Below are 18411 nucleotides of genomic sequence, written 5' to 3'. Positions count from 1 at the left end.
TCAGAACACCTTTGCGAGGAACTGTTGCGTGCGCGGCTGCTGTGGATTGTCCAGCACGTCGGCCGGTGTGCCGCTCTCCACCACGGCGCCGTCGACGAGGAACACCACGCGGTCGGCGACCGAGCGGGCGAAGCCGATCTCGTGAGTGACCACGATCATCGTCATGCCGTCGCGGGCCAGCGAGGTCATGACGTCGAGCACCTCGCCGACCAGTTCCGGGTCCAGTGCGGACGTGGGCTCGTCGAACAGCATCAGCTTGGGCTTCATCGCCAGAGCGCGCGCGATCGCGACACGTTGCTGCTGGCCGCCGGACAGCTGGCCCGGGTACGCGCCCGCCTTCTCCGCGAGGCCCACCCGTTCCAGCAGCGCCAACGCCTCCGCCCGCACCTCGGAGCGGGCGCGCCGCAGCACCTGGACCGGGCCCTCCATGACGTTCTCCAGCGCGGTGCGGTGCGGGAACAGGTTGAAGCGCTGGAACACCATGCCGACGTCGCGACGCTGCCGGGCGACCTCGTGCTCGCGCAGCTCGTGGAGCTTGCCTCCGGCCGCGCGGAACCCGACCGGCACGCCGTCGACCCAGATCCGGCCGGCGTCGATGGTCTCCAGGTGGTTCACGCAGCGCAGGAACGTCGACTTGCCCGCGCCCGACGGCCCGAGCAGGCAGACGACCTCGCCGCGCTCGACCTCCAGGTCGATCCCGCGCAGCACCTCGGTGTGGCCGAAGGACTTGCGCACCCCGATCGCCTCAACGAGGGCCATAAGCACGCTCCAGGTAGTGCTGCCCGATCGACGCGACGGACACCATCACGAGGTACCAGGCCGCGGCGGCGAACAGGGTTTCCATGATCTCCAGGTTGCGCGACGAGATGTTGTTCGCGGCGTGGATGAGCTCCAGGAAGGCGATCACGGACGCCATCGAGGTGCCCTTGATCATGTTGATGAAGTTGTTGCCGGTCGGCGGGATGATCACGCGCATCGCCTGCGGCAGCACGACCCTTCTGAGCGTCGTCATGGGTGTCATGCCGATCGACTTGGCCGCCTCGGTCTGGCCGGAGTCGACGCTGCTCAGGCCCGCGCGGACGATCTCGGCCATGTAGGCGCTCTCGTTCAGCCCCAGGCCGAGCAGTGCCGCGACGAACGCGGTCATGACCACGTTGGTGGGCACCGAGAACAGCATCGGGATGCTGATGTTCTGGAACACCAGCGCGAGGTTGAACCAGATCAGGATCTGCAGCAGCACCGGCAGCCCGCGGAAGAGCCAGATGTAGCCGACGGCGAACCACCGCGCGACCGGGTTCGCCGACAGCCGCATCAGCGCGATCACCACGCCCAGCACGATCGCGCCGCCCTGCGCGCAGACGGCGAGCACGATGGTGTTGAGCAGGCCTTCGAGCATCACGGGGTGCGTGAAGAACCCCGGCACGTCCTCCCACTGGATCTGCGCCTCGGCCATCGCCCAGCCGAGACCGCCGATGACCAGCACGATCACCGCGCCGCTGAACCACCGCCAGGGATGGCGCAGCGGCACGACGACCAGTTCTTCCCGGAGGTCGTTCTGGGCGAGATCACTTGCCATTGATGGTGGCCTTCGCGATCGCACCCTGCTTGATGTCCCAGGTGGTGAGGATCCTGTCGTAGGTGCCGTCGTCGATGAGCGACTGCAGGGCGCCCTTGATCGCCTCGGACAGCTTGGCGTTCTCCTTGTTGACGCCGATGCCGTACGGGCCGCCGTTGATCGGCGGGAGCTGGACGACCTCGAAGTAGCTGCCGTCACCGGCGGTCTTCGCGACGTACACGGCGGTCGGCAGGTCGTTGAGGATCGCCGCGACCCGGCCGGTGCGCAGCTGGTTCTGGTTGCCGGTGTCGCTGTCGGTGACGCTCAGTTGCACCTCGGGCTTGCCCTGGGCCTGGCACTTCTGGCTCTGCTCCTTGGCGAACTGCTCCTGCGAGCTGCCGAGGTTCACCGCCACGCCCTTGCCGCACAGGTCGTCCGGTCCCTTGACGCCCTTCGGGTTGCCCTTCTGCACCATGATCGTGATGCCGGAGGTGAAGTAGTCGACGAAGTCGATCTTCTGCTGGCGTTCGGCGGTGTCGTTCATCGCCGCCATGGTCACGTCGACGCGCTTGGTCTCCAGGCTCGTGATCAGCGAGCTGAACGCCATGTCGCTGTGCTCGGCCTTGAGCCCGAGCTTCGCGGCGATCGCCTTGATCAGGTCGACCTCCGAGCCCATCGGCGTCTTGCCGTCCTGGTCGTAGAAGTTGTTGGGCGGGTTCTGGATGTTCGACCCGACCCGCAGCTTGCCCGCCGACGCGATCTCGGGCGGCACCAGCGCGGCGAGCTTGTCGTCCTTCTTGACCGACGACAGATCCGACGAGGGCGGCGTGGACGTCTGCGCGGGGTCAGACGTGGACCCGCAGGCGGCGAGCCCCAGTACGAGCAGCGAGGTCACGAGCAGGCGCGGCATCATGGCGGGGACCGTACAACGCCGAGTTGAACACGTCCACAAAAAGTTGAAGTCGTGAGCGGCCGCGCGCATCCCGGGAATTCCGTTGACGTCTGCTCCGTTGGAGTGGGTACCCCCCAGAAAAACGAGGAGGACCACATGGCGACGGTCGAGCTGACCACGGAGAACTTCGACGAGGTGGTCGGCGGATCCGGCATCGTCCTGGTCGACTTCTGGGCCGAGTGGTGCGGCCCGTGCCGCGCGTTCGCGCCCACGTACGAGGCCGCGTCGGAGAAGCACGAGGATCTCGTGTTCGGCAAGGTCGACACGGAGGCGCAGCAGGAGCTGGCGGCCACGTTCGGCATCCGCAGCATCCCGACGCTGATGATCGTCCGCGAGGGTGTCGTGCTGTTCGCGCAGCCGGGTGCGCTGCCCGGCAACGCGCTGGACAGCCTGATCCAGCAGGCGCGTGACGTGGACATGGAAGAGGTCCACGCCAAGGTGAAGGAAGCCCAGCAGGGCTGATTGGCCCAGATCAGCTGTGGGTACCTGACGTGCATGAACACCGACACGTCGACCGCACAGCTGGTCAACCAGCTGTCCGAGCAGGTGAGCAGGCTCGCCCGCGATGAGATCCGTCTCGCGGTCGCCGAGCTGAAGGACAAGGGCAAGCACGCCGGTGTCGGCGCCGGGATGTTCGGCGCGGCCGGCGTGTTCGCGTGGTGGGGCGGGCTCAGCGTCGTCGCGGGCATCATCCTCGCCCTGAGCCTCGTACTACCCGCGTGGGCGTCCGCGCTGATCGTCGCGGCCGTCCTCTTCGTGATCGCGGGTGTCGCGGCGCTGATGGGTCGTTCCCAGGTCCGGCAGGCCACCCCGCCGGTGCCGAGGCAGGCGATGGACAACGTCCAGGAGGACATCGCGACGATCAAGGAGCGTGCGCACCGATGAGCGATCCCAGGGAAGAGCTGCAGCGCGACGTCGAGCGCACCCGCCGCGAGCTCGGTGAGACCGTGGAAGCGTTGGCGCACAAGGCCGACGTGCCCGGCAGGGTGAAGGAGCGGGCGCGCGACACCAAGGTCAGGATGACCAGGGCCACCAGCGAGGCGATCGAGTCGCTGCCGGAGCCGGTGGCGGAGCAGGTCGAGAAGGCGCGCCGGCATCCGGCGGCCATCGCGGCAGTGCTCATCGCACTTGTCCTCGTCATCTGGAAAATTTCCAGGAGGAATGGATGAAGTTGCTCTACCGCCCACTGGGAATGCTGTTCGGCGCGCTGGGAGGCTTCGTCGCGACCGCCATCTTCGGACAGGTGTGGAAAGTTGTGGCAGGCGACAAGGAAGCGCCGAGCGCGACGATGAGGAACCGCACCTGGCGCGAGGTCCTGCTGGCCGCGGCGTTGCAGGGAGCCATCTTCGGCCTGGTCAAGGCCGCGATCGACCGCGGCGGAGCCAAGGGATATCAGAAGCTGACGGGCAAATGGCCCGGCGACGAAGAGGATTGATCGGCACCCGTAACCGGTTCCGCCGAACATCCAAACGAGACACAGCGGTACACACCAATCGTTTGGCGACTTAATCTGGCCCGGTTGCCTGCGAAAGGGCCAGTGATGACTCGTCAGCTGCGGGCTCGTGCGCTTTCCTCGAGGTTCGAGCCGCTGACCGCGGTTCCGGACGACCCGGCCCGCTCCCGGCTGGGCGTCGTGCGGTTCGCCGGCACGTCGTTCAACCCGGTGCTGCGGGCCGGTCACCCGGAACTGACCGTGCACCTGGCCGACGAGCGGAGCGGCTTCGCCGAGGTCTGGACCAGCTCGCGGGGCGTCGAATCCGGTGAGCACAAGGCGATCACCTACGCCCACGACGGCGAATACCTGTTCTGCGCGGGACGAATTCCCCCGTGCGACGAGTACACCTACGCCGGGCGGCTCGCGTTCCGCGCCGCGCTGGAGCTCGCCGGCAAGCTCGGCTACCACCACATCTTCCGGATGTGGAACTACCTGCAGGACCTCAACCCGCAGAGCTACCGCGAGTTCCTGCTCGGCCAGGCCGAAGCGTTCGCGAAACGACCCGTGACGTGGAGCGGCCTGCCCGCGGCGACGGTGATCGGCTCACGCGGCGGCGGCATCGCGTTCCACTTCCTGGCCTGCCGCGCGGGCACCCCGATCACGATCATCGCACCGAGCGGCGCGCGTGGCGTCTACGTGCACGGCAGGCTTTTCTTCACCGCACCGTCGCTCGACGACGCCGAACAACTGATGAGCGCGGTGAACCTCGGGCAGTGGGGAATCGAGGACGGTTTCGGCCTGCACGACATCACGTCGCTGAAGGTCTACGCGCGGCAACCGGGTGATCTTTCCCTGGCGCGGTTCGAGTGCGACACTCGTCTGGATCGTGAGACGAGCCTGGCATATCTGCAGGCCACACTGCTTCAGGAAGAGCGCGTTCTGGAGTTCGAGGGCGTCGCTGGTTAGCCTGCGAGAGTTTGAAAACTAAACTATTCTCACTCGCATGCCACAGCCAGAGGGTGCCGAGCTCGACGCGATCAGGTCCAAGCGCGACGAGCTGCGCGACAAGTACGTGAAGCCGCTCGACGAGCGCGGCGGCTCACCCACCCGCGGCGTCCACCACATCGCGTTGATCTGCAAGGACGTCGAGGAGACCATCAAGTTCTACCAGGAGTTCCTCGGCTTCCCGCTGGTGGAGCTCGTGGAGAACCGCGACTACCGCGGCTCCAGCCACTTCTTCTTCGACCTCGGCAGCAAGAACCTGCTGGGGTTCTTCGACTTCCCCGGTCACGACCACCCGGAGTTCATGGAGACGATCGGCGCCGTGCAGCACCTGGCGCTGTCCACGTCCCCCGAGCGGTTCGACGAGATCAAGGCCAAACTGGACGACGCGGGCATCGAGTACCTGGGCCCCGACCGGGGCGTCGAGGACAGCCTGTACATCCGCGACCCCAACGGTGTAGGGATTGAGTTCTACCGGGAAGAGCTCGGCGAGTTCGAAGGCACGACCTTGATCAGGTAGGAACGGAGTCGCAGCGTGGCGCAAGAGGTCAGAGGTGTTGTCGCCAGAGGAAAAGGTCAGCCGGTAGAGCTGACCACGGTGCTGGTGCCCGATCCCGGTCCGGGCGAGGCCGTGGTTCGCGTGCAGGCGTGCGGCGTCTGCCACACCGACCTGCACTACCGCGAGGGCGGCATCAACGACGACTTCCCGTTCCTGCTGGGCCACGAGGCCGCGGGCGTGGTGGAGTCCGTCGGCTCCGGCGTCACCGACCTCGCGCCCGGCGACTTCGTCGTGCTGAACTGGCGCGCCGTCTGCGGCACCTGCCGCGCCTGCAAGCGCGGCAAGCCCTGGTACTGCTTCTCGACGTTCAACGCCTCCCAGCCCATGACGCTGACCGACGGCACCAAGCTCTCGCCGGCACTGGGCATCGGCGCGTTCGCCGAGAAGACCTTGGTCCACTCAGGACAGTGCACAAAGGTCGATCCCTCCGCACGAGCCGCAGCCGTGGGCCTGCTGGGCTGCGGTGTCATGGCCGGCGTGGGCGCCGCCATGAACACCGGCGGAGTGACCCGCGGCGACTCGGTGGCCGTGATCGGCTGCGGCGGCGTCGGTGACGGCGCCATCGCGGGTGCCCGCATCGCCGGCGCCGCGAAGATCATCGCCGTCGACACCGACCCGCGAAAGCTGGAGTGGGCCAAGGGCTTCGGTGCCACCCACACCATCAACGTCCGCGACGTCGACGACGTGGTCACCGAGATCCAGCACCTGACCGACGGCTTCGGCGCCGACGTGGTGATCGACGCCGTGGGCCGCCCCGAAACCTGGAAGCAGGCCTTCTACGCCCGCGACCTCGCCGGAACCGTGGTCCTGGTCGGCGTTCCGACGCCGGACATGAAGCTCGAGATGCCGCTGATCGACTTCTTCTCGCGCGGCGGCTCGCTCAAGTCCTCGTGGTACGGCGACTGCCTCCCCTCACGCGACTTCCCGATGCTCGTCGACCTGTACCAGCAGGGCCGCTTCGACCTGGACGCGTTCGTCACCGAGGAGATCTCGCTGGAAGGCGTCGAGGGCGCGTTCGAGAAGATGCACCACGGCGAGGTGCTGCGATCGGTCGTGGTCTTCTGATGGCGCTTCGTGTTGACCACGCCGTCACGTCCGGCACCTTCTCGCTGGACGGCGAGACTTTCGACGTCGACAACAACGTGTGGGTCATCGGGGACTCGTCGGAGTGCGTCGTCATCGACGCGCCGCACGACGTCGATGCCATCTTGAAGGTTGTTGATGGCCGTCGCGTCGTGGCGATTCTCTTGACCCACGCCCACGACGACCATGTCCGCGTCGCCCCGGACCTCGCCCACGCCACGGGCGCGCCTCTCGCCCTGCACCAGGACGACCACATCGTGTGGTCGCTGACGCACACCGGCGTGATCCCGCACCAGGCCTTGGAGGACGGGCAGGTTCTGACCGTTGCGGGCGAGGAGATCCACGTGCTGCACACACCCGGGCATTCGCCTGGTGCGGTGTGCTTCTACGTGCCCTCGCTGGGGGCGGTGTTCACCGGGGACACGTTGTTCCAGGGCGGGCCCGGGGCCACCGGGCGGTCGTTCTCGGACCGGCCGACGATCGAGAAGTCCATCCGGGAGAAGCTGTTGACGTTGCCCGGCGACACCGTGGTGCACACGGGCCACGGGCCGGACACGACGATCGCCGCCGAGGTTTTCTAATCGCTCGCCGAGGTCTCAACCGGCCGCTCTGTGATCACACCGTCCTCGCCGACAACCCAGTTCTCGGGCCAGGTCGAGCGGGTGGCGACATCGCCGGTTGAGACCTGGGCGTGGATGAACTGACCAGCGCCGTCATCCACCAGGCATTCGGCCAGGATGGTCGTGCGGTTGAACTTCGTGACTCCACCGAAGCAAGCCCCGCCGAACTCCAGTCCGCTGCCGGTGACATCGCTGAAGTCGACGCCGGCGTCGAAGGACGCCCGCCGGAAGTTCCCCAGCTCCCGGAAGTGGGCGGTGTTGAAGTAGTCGCCTGGGCGGTCGCTGCCTCCATGGCGAGGATGGTGGGCCTCGGCGACTTCGGCACGCACAGCCGCGCGGAACCTGGCGCCGTCGAACTGCGCGAGGCGGAACGCGGCGTTCATGAAGTTGGACCCGTGAAAGGTGGCGTTCACGAAGAAAACCGCGTCGAACTTGACGTTCACGAATTGCGCGAAGCCCTCGAACACGACGCGGTTGAACGAAGCGAGCCGGGTGAACGCGGCTCCCACAAAGTTCGCGGTACCGACGAACACGGCTTCGCCGAAGTCGGCTTCGCCGAAGTGGCAGCCGCTGAAGTCGACGTCGACCAGGGTGGCCCCGTTGAGGTTCACTTCCTGCGCCTCGCCCCAGAACGTCACACCGGCCGCAGGGCGCAGGTGGGACGAGAGAACGTGCTGGGCGGTGCGGCGGACCTCCAACTCCTGAACCCGCTCGCGGTGGTCGGCGTCGTTCTCGTCGCCGCGCGGTGGGTAGGGCATCCGCAGGTAGGCGCACAGCAGGTTGACGATGGTCTGACGATGTTCGGGGTTGTCCTGCGCCAACCGCTCCAGCGCGTAGATACCGGCGAACCGGACCGGCGCCTTGTCCGAGCCGAGCTGCTCGCTCGCCTTGGTGTACAGCTCGGTCACTCGACGGTCGGAGGCATCCTTCTCAGTGGCCGCGGCGACCCGTTCCGCGTGCAGGCGGTTGTGCTCGGCCACTTCACGCTGCAGCTCGTACGCCCGCGCCACATCAGCCTGGTCGAGTTCTTTCTGCACCAACCCGACCTCAGTCGCGTGCTGCCGTCGCCAGGCCAGGTACAACGCGAAGACCCCGCCACCACCGATGCCGATGCTCAACCCGGTGCGCAACGCGTCCAGCCGAGCGGTGACGAGCTCCTTGCCGGAGAGACCGGCCGTACCCCACCACCACAGCACGACCACCAGCACGATGGTGACGAGAGCGATTCCGGTCGCCACGAGAGCGATCACCTTGCGCGGCATCGGTTGCAACGGCTCACGCGAAGTCGGCTGTGGCACAGGGGAAGCCATCAGAACCTCGGCGGCCGCTTCTCCAGGAACGCCGACACGCCCTCCTCGTAGTCCGCACTGGAGGCGGCCTCCGCGTACAGCGCCCGCACGAAGTCGTCCTCGTGCCCACCGTCGGTGATCGAGTTGATGATCTTCTTGGCCCCACGGACGGACACCTGCGCACGCCCCGCGATCTGTTCGGAGAGTTCCTTCACCCGAGCGTCCAAGGACTCCACGACCTCGTTCACCAGCCCGATCCGCAGCGCCGTCGAAGCGTCCATCAAATCGGCCGAGAACAGGATCTGCTTCGCCCACGCCGGCCCCACCGCGTCGACGAGCGCCTTGGTGGACGTGAAGTTGTAAACGATGCCGAGTTTTGCGGGCGTGATGCCGAACTGCGCATCCGAAGACGCCACCCGAATGTCGCAGGCGAGGGCGATCTCACACCCACCGCCGACGCAGAACCCGGAAATCGCGGCAATCGTCGGCTTGTCCAGCTGGGCAATGGCGCGTTCCCCGTTGTGCACCGCCTCGCCGTAGCGAGCAGCCCCGGCAGCACCCCGTCGCAACGTCGAGAACTCGGCGATGTCGGCACCGGCGGAGAAGTGCGAGCCGCCCCGGATGACCAGCACCCTGACGCGCTCATCAGCGGAAACCTCAGCCATCAGCCCCGGCAGCGCGGACCACATCTCGTAGCTCATCGCGTTGCGCTTGGCCGGCCGGTTGATCGTCAACGTGGCGACCGGACCGGCCGCGGACAGCTCCAGGAACTCGCTCACAGGCCGCACGATACCCACCGCCTTCCGCCGCCACGCCCGGTCTCGGATGGGAAGAATGCGTTCACGCCCTTGTAAGGTCCGTTGCCGAAGAAGGGGAGGGAAGCGTGACCGCGGCAGGCATCGGCGCCTCCACACTGCGCACGTTCGCGGTGCGGTTGCGCACCAGCGCGCCCGTGTCGGCACGCATCCTCTCGGAACTCGCGAGTGAGCTCGACCGCGGCGGGCCGGTGGCCGAGCTGCTCTGCTCGCACAGCGCCGTGCACAGTCCGTTGTTCGGCATCCAGGCGCTCGCGGGTGTGCGGTTGCTGATGCTGTCGGGAAAGGCGCCGGAGCTGAGCCAGCGGTTCGCCGGCGCGCACGCCGCGGCGATGGCGGGCGAGTCCGATTCCACGGCGCTGCTGGCGTGGCTCGCGGCACGGCGGGCGATCGTCGAGAACGCGGGCGAGATCCTGGCGGCGCTGGACCGCACGGTGCAGCAACACCAACCCAAGACCGCCGGGTTCCTCCTGCGCGGGCTGACGATGATCGGGGCGCCCAAGGTCCGGCTGCTCGAACTCGGTGCCTGCGCCGGGCTGAACCTCATCCTGGACCGCTACCGCTGGTTCGGCCTCGGCTGGGAGTGGGGCGACAAGGACTCGCCGGTGCGACTGGCCGCGGTCGGGCCGCGGCCGCCCGAGCTGGAGATCGTCGACCGGGCGGGCTGCGATCTGCAGCCGCGTGACCCGAGCGACCCCAAGCACGCGATGATCCTGCACTCGTTCATCCCGCCGGAGCACGACTCGTTGCGGTGGGACCTCGACGACGCCATCGAGGTCGCCGCCAAGGTCGGCGTGAAGGTCGCGCGGTCGCCCGCCGGGCGGTGGCTGCGGGAGAACCTCGTGCCGCCCGAGGAGCGCGGCACGTACACGGTGATCTGGCACAGCTCGTTCTGGCCGTACCTGACCGAGGACGAGCGCAACGAGATCGAGACGACGCTGACGGCGGCGGCCGGCTCGATGCCGCTCGCCCGCGTCGCCTACGAGCCGATCGACTTTCGCTCCAACCCGCGGCTGACGGTCACCATCTACAGCTGACTACCAGGTCATGAAGTTGCGGGTCTCGTCAGGAGACCCGCGGCGGGTGCGCCGAGGCTCCCTCGCGGGCGGGGGTGGTGCGGTGATCACGTAGGTGCCGTCCGCTTCGTTCACGTTGGCCGCGGGGATGGTCCGAGGCCACCGCGTGGACGAGTCGAAGCGGGCACCGTCGAGCGCTGGGAGGTCGGGCAGCGTGGCACCCGCGAGGTTCGCGCCGCGCAGGTCCGCGGACGTCAGGACGGCCTGGCTGAGATCGGCCCCGGTGAGGTCGGCCCCGGTGAGATCCGCCCTGTTGAAGTTCGCCTCACCGAACTGCGTTCGCCTGAAGTCGAGCCCCGACAGGTTGGCGCCGCTGAGGTTGGCACCCTCGAAGTCCGGTGCTCCGAGCCACGCCCCGCGAAGGTCCGCACCGGACAGGTTGGCGTTGGTGAGCTCCACGTTGCAGTCGCCGTACCTGCTGACCGCACGGAGGTCCGCGCCGCGGAGGTCCGCACCGTGCAGATCTACACCGGCCAGGTCGTCGTAGGCGGGAAAGGTGATTCCGCGGAGATCGGCACCCGGGACGAGCCGTCGGCGGAAGTCATCGGCGTCCATCGGTCGATTGTGGCACCGTCCGGTCGTGCAACGCCTTCCGCTGAAAGGCCGCTACCGCCTCGTCGATCGCCTTGTTGTTCCAGCGCCGGAGGTTGACGGCGAGCGACACCTGCCGCTTGCCGTCCGCGCTGTGGAACGACCAGGTGCCCGCGCCCCACACCGAACCGTCGTGCCCCAGAAGTCCCCGTGCCGGTGCAGCCCGAGCCCGTACTCGACCGTCGAGCCGTCGAAGGCGACCACCGGCCCCGTCTTCTGCATCTCCCCCAACGACTTCAACGAGATGATCCTGCCGTCGAGCAGCTGAGCGAAGAAGACGTTGAGGTCCTCCACGATGCCGACCTGGCACGGGTGAAGCTCGCCCTGGCGGCTTTCCGGCTGTTGTGAGGCGCGCCGCAAACGTTTACAGTCTTGTTCCAACGCCGCCGTTCGCCTCGAGGAAGAGGACGTCGAATGGACGGCAGGATCACCCGTCGGCTGCTCATGAAGTCCACCGTCGTGGCCGCCATCGCCACCCCGGTCCTGACCCCGGCCGCGCTCGCGGTCGCTGTGCCCGACCTGCCCTGGCCGGCCGCCAACGAGATCGTGCGGAACACGAAGCTCCCGTCGTTCCCCGACAAGAACTTCGACGCGACCGCGTACGGCGCCAAGGGTGACAACAAGACCGACAACACCGAAGCGTTCCGCAAGGCCATCGCCGCCTGCAACGCGGCGGGCGGCGGCCACGTGATCGTGCCGCGCGGCACCTACGTGACAGGCGCGATCCACCTGCTGAGCAACGTCGACTTCCACCTGGAGGACGGCGTGCTGCTCAAGTTCTCCGGTGACGCCTCGAAGTTCCCGACCGTGCTGACGCGCTACGAGGGCATCGAGTGCATGAACCGCTCCCCCATGGTCTACGCGTACAAGCAGACCAACATCGCGATCACCGGCCGCGGCACCCTGGACGCGGGCGCCACCGGTTCGTGGAACAAGGGCAGCGACCGCTCGTACCTGGAGTCGTTGGTGGCCAAGGGAACCCCGCCCGAGAAGCGCGTGGTTCCCGGCTCTGGCAAGAACATGCGCTCGACGTTCATCGAGCCCTACTCGTGCGACACCGTGCTGATCCAGGGCGTCACGCTGAAGAACCCGAAGTTCTGGCAGATCCACCCCACGCTCTGCAAGAACGTCACGGTCGACGACGTGCACACCGACCCGTCAACGGCCGCTAACAACACCGACGCGTGCGACCCGGAGTCGTGCGACCACGTCGTGATCTCCAACAGCGACCTCGGCGCCCACGACGACAACGTGGCCATCAAATCGGGCCGCGACGAGGACGGCCGACGGCTCAACGTCCCGTGCCAGAACATCGTCGTCGTCAACTGCCGCATGAACGGCAACTGGGGCGCCATCACGTGCGGCTCCGAGCAGACCGGCGGCATCCGCAACGTCTACGGCTACAAGCTGAACTGCGTCAACGCCACCAAGTTCGCCCTGTACGTCAAGTCGAACACGAAGCGCGGCGGCTTCTCGCAGAACATCAACCTGGACAGCGTGTCCGGCGTCTTCGCGCGCGCGTTCGTCTACGTGACGACGACCTACAACTCGCAGACGGGCAACCACGTTCCCAAGTTCGGGCCGTTCTTCATCTCGAACTCCAGCTGCACCAAGGCGTCGAAGGTCCTCGACGTGTCCGGGCTGCCGCAGGAGCACGTGAAGGGCCTGGAGGTCCGGGACAGCAGGTTCAACGGTGTCGGCTCCACCACCAACACCGTCAAGAACGTGGACGGCCTGAAGTTCACCAACGTCACGGCGAACGGCAGGCCGATGACGAAGTAGGCCTCAGGCGGCCCGCGGGTACAGGCGGGCCATCCCCGGCGGCGCGGCGAAGGGCGCCCACGTGCCCTCCGCCTGCGCCAGCCGGTCGGCCACGACCCACAGAACGCTCGAGTTGAAGCCATATCCCAGGTGCGAGGACGACACCTGGACGTTCTCCCGCCGCGGCCCCGGCTCCTCGATGCACGACTCCCACGACACGATCCCGTCCGTCTTGGAGTAGATCGACGTGGCGGGCACCGGGATCGGCGGCCTGGTCGACTCCAGCGGCGGGAACTCCTCGCGCGGGATGTGCAGGCGCGAGAACAACGCGAAGGCGGGCATCGCCCGTGACTGCACGGGATCCGACATGTTGTACGGCGAGCCGAGCGTGATCACCTGACGCACCCGGTGCGGGTGGTCGCGTGCCATCTCGCGCGCGAAGATCCCGCCGAGCGACCAGCCCACGATGGAGACCGGGCCGCCGTGCTCGGAGGACACCTTCTTCACCAGGGCGTGCATTCCGTCGACCGCGCGCCGGGTCGGGCCGATGTTGCGCCCCAGGCCCCACGGGACCACCCGATAGCCCAAACCGGACAGGAACCGGCGCAGCATCACCGTCGACGAGTCCGCGGCCCCGAGACCGGGGAACACCAGCACGGGATGGCCGTCACCGGCGGGCGCTCCTTTGAGCATCGACCGCGTGGCGACGAACTCGCCCACGTCGAGGGCGCAGCGGGTGGGCTCGGTGAGGTACCAGAACAGGCCGGGCGCGGACCCTCTGACGAGGTGGAGCGGAGAGGCAGCAGGAACTTCGAAGACCTCGTCTGAAGGTACGGCAGACATAGGAGCCTCCCCACACGTCGACAACCCCGAGCCGGCGTCACCGGGCCGCGTTGCCCAGTGAGTCCATGATGTTTCGTGAACGATCTTTTTGCCAGTACTTTCGAGTCTCGATTCGCCACGTCCAGGTAACGCGTTGGCAACCTCACACGTGTGCAGTGCCTCTCACCTGCATGGACGTCGATTCTCCAAGCTTCGGTCCTCTAGCATTTTTCGAGTGGATCGGATGAGCTCTTTGGACGCAGGCTTCTACTTCATCGAGGACGAGAACGTGCCCATGCACGTCGGCTCCGTCCTGGTCTTCGACGGGCCGGCCCCGTCCTACGGCGATGTGATCCGCCTCTTCGTGTCGCGGCTGGAGCACGTGCCGCGCTACCGGCAGAAGGTGAAGGCCCTGCCGTTCCACGTGGGCCGTCCGGTCTGGGTCGACGACGACCACTTCAACGTCCTCTACCACGTGCGTCACACCGCGGTGCCGTCGCCGGGCGGTGAGGACCAGCTGCGCAACCTCGCGGGCCGGATCTTCGCGCAGAAGCTCGACGACTCGAAGCCGCTGTGGGAGGCCTGGCTCGTCGAGGGCCTCGAAGGCGGCCGCTGGGCCATCATCTCCAAGGTCCACCACTGCATGATCGACGGAGTGTCCGGAACGGACATGCTCCAGCTCATGCTGGACTTCCAGAAGGAAAGCGTTGTCCCGGAGCCCGCGGAGTGGAAGCCGGCGCCGCAGCCGTCGACCCTCGACCTGGTGGTCGACGGGGTGCGCGACGCCGTCGTGACGCCCGTGCAGCACCTCGCCGCCCTGCCCGCGCTGGCGCGGAACCTGCGGTCGCTCAACGAGATCCTGGACTTCGGCAAGTCGGTGCTGGGTTCGCTGCCCGGCACGGCACGGCGACTGGTCACGCGGGCGGCGACGTCGCTGAACGGTCCTATCGGGCCGCACCGCCGCTGGGTGTGGGCGCGCGCGTCGCTGGCCGAGATCAAGCAGGTGCGCAGGGCCGCCGGTGGCACGGTCAACGACGTGATCCTCACGGCGGTCACGCGCGGCTTCCGGGATCTGCTGGAGAAGCGCGGCGAGCTGATCGACGGCATGGTCGTGCGGACCATGGTTCCGGTGTCGATGCGCAAGGCCGACCAGCACAACGAGCTGAACAACCGCGTCAGCGCCGTGCTGGTGAACCTGCCGGTCGGCGAGGCCGACCCGGTGAAGCGCCTCGCGTCGATCCGCACGCAGATGGACGACCTGAAGAACTCCCGCCAGGCCGCCGGCGCCGACGTGATCACGAACCTGTCGAACTTCGCCGCGCCGACGCTGATGGCGCTGGGCTCGCGGACCGCGATGCGGTTCCCGCAGCAGATCCTGCAGACCGTCACCACGAACGTGCCCGGCCCGCGCATCCCGCTCTACATGCTCGGCCGGCCGCTGGTGGAGATGTTCCCGTACGTGCCGATCGCCTCGACGATCCGGATCACCGTCGGTATTTTCTCCTACCTGGACAAGTTCACCTTCGGCATCAACGCCGACTTCGACGGTGTGCCGGACGTCCAGCTGCTCGCGGACGGCATCCGCGCGGGCTTCGACGAGATGGTGGCACTGGCGGCCGAGAAGGACGAGCAGGGCTGAGGCACGATCTGACGGTCCAGGCGGGTGCGCACGACCTGCACCTGACCGTGGTGGGCCTCGACGCACGGCTGGGCGCCCTCGGGCTGGCGCTCGGACAGGTCGACGACCTCCGCATCGAGCTGGAGAACGTGCGGTGGTCGCGCTGGCGTGCCCGCCGCGCGACCGTCGTGTGCCGCGACGTCCACGTGAACCCGCCCGCGACGCTGGTGTCGTCGCCCGTGGAGTTCCGCGTCGAGGTGGCGCATTCGGACATTCCGGAGCTGCAACTGGTCAGCTGGTTGCCGCTGACGGTCAAGCTGGTCGGCTCCGAGCTGCACGTGCGGCTGCACCGGTGGTTGCCGGCGCGTGTGTTCGCGGTGCCGGAGCTGCCGCGCGGGATCCAGCTGACCGGTGTGGAGCAGCTCGACGACCACTTCGTGCTGACCGGAGCCGCCCCCGTGCTGCGGGAGCGGCTCACGTTCGGTCAGCTGGCCGCGGTGCTCAGGCGGTTGGCGTCCATCCAGTCCAGGACCCGCTCGGACACGACCTCGGGGATCTCCATCTGGGGCACGTGACCGATGCCCTCGTACTCGTCGTAGCGCCAGTGCGGGTGCCTCCTGGCCACGTACCGGGCGGCGGCGACGTTGACCAGCCGGTCGCGGTCGCCGCTCATCAGGAACACCGGCACGCGCAGCTTGGCCATCGCCGCGTAGTAGGCGCCGCGCTTCGACGTCGTGAACACGGTGCTGCGCGCGGCCGCGAGGAACGCGGCGTCGAGGCCGGGGATCTTGGCGCGTTCGCCGATGAGGTGCTCACTCGCCTGCTTGAGCTCCTCGGGAATGGTCGTCGGGTCGGCGCAGCACAGCTCCAGCACCCGTTCGACCTGCCTGCGTGCGGGGGCGGTCTTGGCCTTGGCGAGGAACCGTTCCCCCAGCCCCGGCACCGAGTACATGAAGAAGGTGCTCAGCATCAGCGGGTCGGGGCGCGTGCCGAACACCATCGGCAGTGCGGGGTCGACCAGCACCAGGCCCCTGACCAGGCCGGGGTTGTAGGCGGTGTGGAAGAGCGAGATCATCCCGCCCATCGAGTTGCCGACGAGGATCACCGGCTCCCCCACGACTTCCCTGATGAACCGGCCGAGCAGCTTCGAGTTGGCCTGGACCGTGGTCTGGCGTCCCTCGGGGGAAGTCAGGCCGTGGCCCGCGAGGTCGACGGCGGTGACTCGCGCCTTCTGCGCGAGCAAGGGGGCGAGGAGTGCCCAGTTCAGGTGCGAGCCGCCGAGCCCGTGCACCAGGACCATCTTCGGACCGTCTTCCGGTCCGCCGAAGTCGACCCAGTGCACGGGCCCGTCGAGGTCCGCGTAGTGGCTGGTGCCGCCGAAGTTCGCCACAGTCGTCATACCAACCAGTATGTCGGTTGTTGCTACCGGTTGGTAGCGTCCGTTAGCGCCAGGGCTGTGCCTGCTCGCACGTCTTGGGGTCGACGTTCGGGTCTCGCCAACCACCGGAGACGATCACGCCCTGCGGGTTGACGAAGCACTTGTCGGACCCGTTGTTGGTGCCGAGCAGGTTGCCGGCCGCGTCGTAGGCCTTCACCTCGCCCAGGTCGATCCTTTCCGGGGGCGACCAGGTCGTGGCGTGCACCATGCGCGCGACGTAGGTGTTGTTTGCGATCTTGGCGTCGATCGTCCGCCCGTCCTGCGTGTACGTCACCCGCGCGACCTTCGAGTCGACCCGGCCCGCGACGAGCCGGTAACCGCGCTGCCCGCGGTAGATCGGCTTGTTGCCCGGCACGTCACCCCCGCCCATCGCCTCGTTGTTGTCGACCGAGAAGTGCCCCGGCAACCACTCGGGGTTGAACCCGCTCGTCATGCCCGAGTTGTAGGGGAAGGCGGCGGTGTCGAGGGTGCAGGTCAGCACCGCGCTGCCGGTGTAGATCAACGCGAGCTTGCCCGCCTCGTCCTGCACGTGCTGGTAGAGCTTCGGCGTGCCCTGCACACCCGCGGACTCCTGGCAGCCCTTCTCGATCGCGGCGATCCGCTCCTCGGAGAGGCCGGGGATGACCGGCGCGGGCCTGGTCGCGGGAGCGGAGGTGGTGGGCTCGCTGGTCGTGGGGATCGGCTGGGTCGCGGTCTGCGGTTGCTGTGACGGCGCCAGGAAAACCACCCCGGCAGCCACGGCGCCGACCGCGGTGGCCGCGGCGAGCACGGGGGCGAGCCGCATCCGCCGCTGGCCGCGTCCCGCGACGGCGTGTTCGATCTCGACGCGAATCTCGTCCTGGCGGCCGGGCGGCAGGTCGCGTGCGGGCGGAAGCATGCTGGTCATCGGTCCTCCACGGTCAGTGCGGCGAGCGGGACGACCTCGCGTTGCTCACCGAGAATCCGGTGCAGCCGGGACTTGGCCTTGCTGACCCGCGCCCGCACACTGCCCTCGGCGATCCCGAGCACGGCGGCCGCGTCGGCGTAGGACACCCCGGACCACAGGCAGAGGGCGAGCGCCTCCCGTTCGTTGCGAGGCAGCCGCGCGACAGCCTTGAGCACCTCTTTCATCCGCCGCTGGTCGTCGATCCGCTCGGCGACGTGGTCGGCGTGGTCAGGCACCGGCCGCTCCTCGGCCACCCGAGCGAACAGCCGCAGCCGCCGCCCGAGGGACCGCTGGTCGTTGCGCACGACGTTCGTGGCCACCGCGAGCAACCACGGCAACGCCGACTCACGCTCCAGCGCGGGCATGTTGCCGCGCTTGCGCCACGCCATCAGGAACGTGGCCTGCAGGTGGTCCTCGGCCGCGGCCCACGACGCGGTCAACCGGAAGCAGTGGTTGTAGACCGCTTTGGCATGCCTGTCGAACAGCACCCCGAAGGCGTACGGACTGCCCCCAGCGGCCTGCGACCACAACGCGCGGTCGTCAGGGTCTTCGGTCGTCATACCTGTTCGTGTCCGCTCGCCCCGTGAGTGTTGGCACCAGTTTCACGTCTTCGTGTCTAGCGTTGCGGAGCGTGGCACATCTGGGGGTGGCCGATCTGGCGGGCATCGCGCACGCGGCGTACGGCCGTTCGCTGCGCGACGTGGCCCGTCTGCGCGGCTTCGCCTGGCTGCAGGCCGCCAACCGCCTGACGCTCATCGCCTCACTTGCGACGTCGCGCTGCGGACTACTGGCCCGCGCACGAGCCGGGCCTGTTGTTCAACCATGCGAGCGGGCGTGACCTGCTCCTGACGTCCCGCACCCGCGCTGCCC

Annotated in this window: 25 protein-coding genes; 14 read left to right on the top strand and 11 right to left on the bottom strand. The window is 67.9% G+C overall.

Annotated elements, in window-relative coordinates; genetic code table 11:
- From C8D87_RS20340 to C8D87_RS20330, 3 genes are read right to left on the bottom strand one after another with little or no spacing between them, the layout of a single operon-like run.
- A complete protein-coding gene (locus C8D87_RS20340; protein WP_211337381.1) occupies positions 1-759 on the bottom strand; it encodes an amino acid ABC transporter ATP-binding protein in 759 nt (252 codons plus the stop codon).
- Positions 746-1576: an amino acid ABC transporter permease gene (locus C8D87_RS20335; RefSeq protein ID WP_109637504.1), complete on the bottom strand. Its 831-nt coding sequence runs from the start codon at positions 1574-1576 to the stop codon at positions 746-748. Before C8D87_RS20335 ends, C8D87_RS20340 begins: the two co-directional genes overlap by 14 nt.
- Entirely contained in the window at positions 1566-2468 is a 903-nt protein-coding gene (locus C8D87_RS20330; protein ID WP_112227934.1) for an ABC transporter substrate-binding protein, read from the bottom strand. The genes C8D87_RS20335 and C8D87_RS20330 overlap by 11 nt, the downstream gene beginning before the upstream one ends.
- 135 nt (positions 2469-2603) lie before the next feature.
- On the opposite strand from C8D87_RS20330, the gene trxA reads away from it, so the two are divergent.
- The 8 genes from trxA (at position 2604) to C8D87_RS20290 (ending at position 7167) form a co-directional block, all read left to right on the top strand.
- Complete coding sequence (gene trxA, locus C8D87_RS20325; protein WP_109637499.1) at positions 2604-2969, top strand: thioredoxin; 366 nt, start codon at positions 2604-2606, stop codon at positions 2967-2969.
- A gap of 33 nt (positions 2970-3002) precedes the next feature.
- On the top strand, positions 3003-3392 hold the full coding sequence (locus C8D87_RS20320; RefSeq protein ID WP_109637951.1) for a phage holin family protein: 390 nt from the start codon (positions 3003-3005) through the stop codon (positions 3390-3392).
- The gene (locus C8D87_RS20315) at positions 3389-3676 is read left to right on the top strand and encodes a DUF3618 domain-containing protein (RefSeq protein WP_112227933.1); all 288 of its coding nucleotides are present in this window, start codon (positions 3389-3391) and stop codon (positions 3674-3676) included. The genes C8D87_RS20320 and C8D87_RS20315 overlap by 4 nt, the downstream gene beginning before the upstream one ends.
- Positions 3673-3942, top strand: a complete 270-nt coding sequence (locus C8D87_RS20310; protein ID WP_112227932.1) for a DUF4235 domain-containing protein — start codon at positions 3673-3675, stop codon at positions 3940-3942. Before C8D87_RS20315 ends, C8D87_RS20310 begins: the two co-directional genes overlap by 4 nt.
- Before the next feature lie 105 nt (positions 3943-4047).
- A complete protein-coding gene (locus C8D87_RS20305; protein ID WP_146771801.1) occupies positions 4048-4908 on the top strand; it encodes a chorismate transformation enzyme, FkbO/Hyg5 family in 861 nt (286 codons plus the stop codon).
- A 37-nt stretch (positions 4909-4945) separates the two neighbouring features.
- Positions 4946-5464, top strand: coding sequence for a VOC family protein (locus C8D87_RS20300; RefSeq protein ID WP_109637490.1), 519 nt, complete (start codon positions 4946-4948; stop codon positions 5462-5464).
- Between the two features lie 15 nt (positions 5465-5479).
- Positions 5480-6568: an S-(hydroxymethyl)mycothiol dehydrogenase gene (locus C8D87_RS20295; protein WP_112227930.1), complete on the top strand. Its 1089-nt coding sequence runs from the start codon at positions 5480-5482 to the stop codon at positions 6566-6568.
- Entirely contained in the window at positions 6568-7167 is a 600-nt protein-coding gene (locus C8D87_RS20290) for an MBL fold metallo-hydrolase (protein ID WP_109637486.1), read from the top strand. The genes C8D87_RS20295 and C8D87_RS20290 overlap by 1 nt, the downstream gene beginning before the upstream one ends.
- On the opposite strand, the gene C8D87_RS20285 is transcribed toward C8D87_RS20290, so the two are convergent.
- Both C8D87_RS20285 and C8D87_RS20280 read right to left on the bottom strand, forming a co-directional pair.
- Positions 7164-8516, bottom strand: a complete 1353-nt coding sequence (locus C8D87_RS20285) for a pentapeptide repeat-containing protein (protein ID WP_112227929.1) — start codon at positions 8514-8516, stop codon at positions 7164-7166. The genes C8D87_RS20290 and C8D87_RS20285 overlap by 4 nt on opposite strands.
- The gene (locus C8D87_RS20280) at positions 8516-9274 is read right to left on the bottom strand and encodes an enoyl-CoA hydratase/isomerase family protein (RefSeq protein ID WP_112227928.1); all 759 of its coding nucleotides are present in this window, start codon (positions 9272-9274) and stop codon (positions 8516-8518) included. The genes C8D87_RS20285 and C8D87_RS20280 overlap by 1 nt, the downstream gene beginning before the upstream one ends.
- 104 nt (positions 9275-9378) lie before the next feature.
- Between C8D87_RS20280 and C8D87_RS20275 the strand changes: the two genes are divergently transcribed.
- Positions 9379-10347 carry a DUF2332 family protein gene (locus C8D87_RS20275; protein WP_112227927.1) on the top strand — a complete coding sequence of 323 codons (969 nt, stop codon included), beginning with the start codon at positions 9379-9381 and terminating at the stop codon, positions 10345-10347.
- Here C8D87_RS20275 and C8D87_RS20270 read toward each other — a convergent pair whose 3' ends face one another.
- A complete protein-coding gene (locus C8D87_RS20270) occupies positions 10348-10941 on the bottom strand; it encodes a pentapeptide repeat-containing protein (RefSeq protein WP_112227926.1) in 594 nt (197 codons plus the stop codon).
- A complete protein-coding gene (locus C8D87_RS46015; RefSeq protein ID WP_170166505.1) occupies positions 10928-11101 on the bottom strand; it encodes a hypothetical protein in 174 nt (57 codons plus the stop codon). Before C8D87_RS46015 ends, C8D87_RS20270 begins: the two co-directional genes overlap by 14 nt.
- 9 nt (positions 11102-11110) lie before the next feature.
- On the opposite strand from C8D87_RS46015, the gene C8D87_RS48630 reads away from it, so the two are divergent.
- Together C8D87_RS48630 and C8D87_RS20265 are read left to right on the top strand one after the other, a co-directional pair.
- The gene (locus C8D87_RS48630; RefSeq protein ID WP_267899874.1) at positions 11111-11245 is read left to right on the top strand and encodes a hypothetical protein; all 135 of its coding nucleotides are present in this window, start codon (positions 11111-11113) and stop codon (positions 11243-11245) included.
- Between the two features lie 146 nt (positions 11246-11391).
- Positions 11392-12759: a glycoside hydrolase family 28 protein gene (locus tag C8D87_RS20265; protein ID WP_112227925.1), complete on the top strand. Its 1368-nt coding sequence runs from the start codon at positions 11392-11394 to the stop codon at positions 12757-12759.
- Between the two features lie 3 nt (positions 12760-12762).
- Here C8D87_RS20265 and C8D87_RS20260 read toward each other — a convergent pair whose 3' ends face one another.
- Complete coding sequence (locus C8D87_RS20260; RefSeq protein WP_112227924.1) at positions 12763-13581, bottom strand: esterase/lipase family protein; 819 nt, start codon at positions 13579-13581, stop codon at positions 12763-12765.
- A 223-nt stretch (positions 13582-13804) separates the two neighbouring features.
- On the opposite strand from C8D87_RS20260, the gene C8D87_RS20255 reads away from it, so the two are divergent.
- Positions 13805-15199 carry a WS/DGAT/MGAT family O-acyltransferase gene (locus tag C8D87_RS20255; protein ID WP_233442212.1) on the top strand — a complete coding sequence of 465 codons (1395 nt, stop codon included), beginning with the start codon at positions 13805-13807 and terminating at the stop codon, positions 15197-15199.
- 50 nt (positions 15200-15249) lie between these two features.
- Positions 15250-15753, top strand: coding sequence for a hypothetical protein (locus C8D87_RS20250; RefSeq protein WP_146771800.1), 504 nt, complete (start codon positions 15250-15252; stop codon positions 15751-15753).
- Here the strand turns inward: C8D87_RS20250 and C8D87_RS20245 are convergent.
- The 3 genes from C8D87_RS20245 to C8D87_RS20235 are packed head-to-tail and all read right to left on the bottom strand — an operon-like array spanning position 15663 to position 18101.
- Positions 15663-16577, bottom strand: a complete 915-nt coding sequence (locus tag C8D87_RS20245) for an alpha/beta fold hydrolase (RefSeq protein WP_112227921.1) — start codon at positions 16575-16577, stop codon at positions 15663-15665. The two genes, C8D87_RS20250 and C8D87_RS20245, sit on opposite strands and share 91 nt — an antisense overlap.
- A 43-nt stretch (positions 16578-16620) precedes the next feature.
- A complete protein-coding gene (locus tag C8D87_RS20240; RefSeq protein WP_112227920.1) occupies positions 16621-17502 on the bottom strand; it encodes a hypothetical protein in 882 nt (293 codons plus the stop codon).
- Positions 17499-18101, bottom strand: a complete 603-nt coding sequence (locus tag C8D87_RS20235; RefSeq protein ID WP_112227919.1) for an RNA polymerase sigma factor — start codon at positions 18099-18101, stop codon at positions 17499-17501. Before C8D87_RS20235 ends, C8D87_RS20240 begins: the two co-directional genes overlap by 4 nt.
- A gap of 71 nt (positions 18102-18172) precedes the next feature.
- Here C8D87_RS20235 and C8D87_RS45225 point away from each other — a divergent pair, with 71 nt between their 5' ends.
- A complete protein-coding gene (locus C8D87_RS45225; protein ID WP_146771799.1) occupies positions 18173-18379 on the top strand; it encodes a hypothetical protein in 207 nt (68 codons plus the stop codon).
- Positions 18380-18411: the final 32 nt, after the last annotated feature.

The sequence above is a fragment of the Lentzea atacamensis genome, from assembly GCF_003269295.1.
GTDB lineage: Bacteria > Actinomycetota > Actinomycetes > Mycobacteriales > Pseudonocardiaceae > Lentzea > Lentzea atacamensis.
This window is presented reverse-complemented; position numbering and strand designations above follow the sequence as displayed.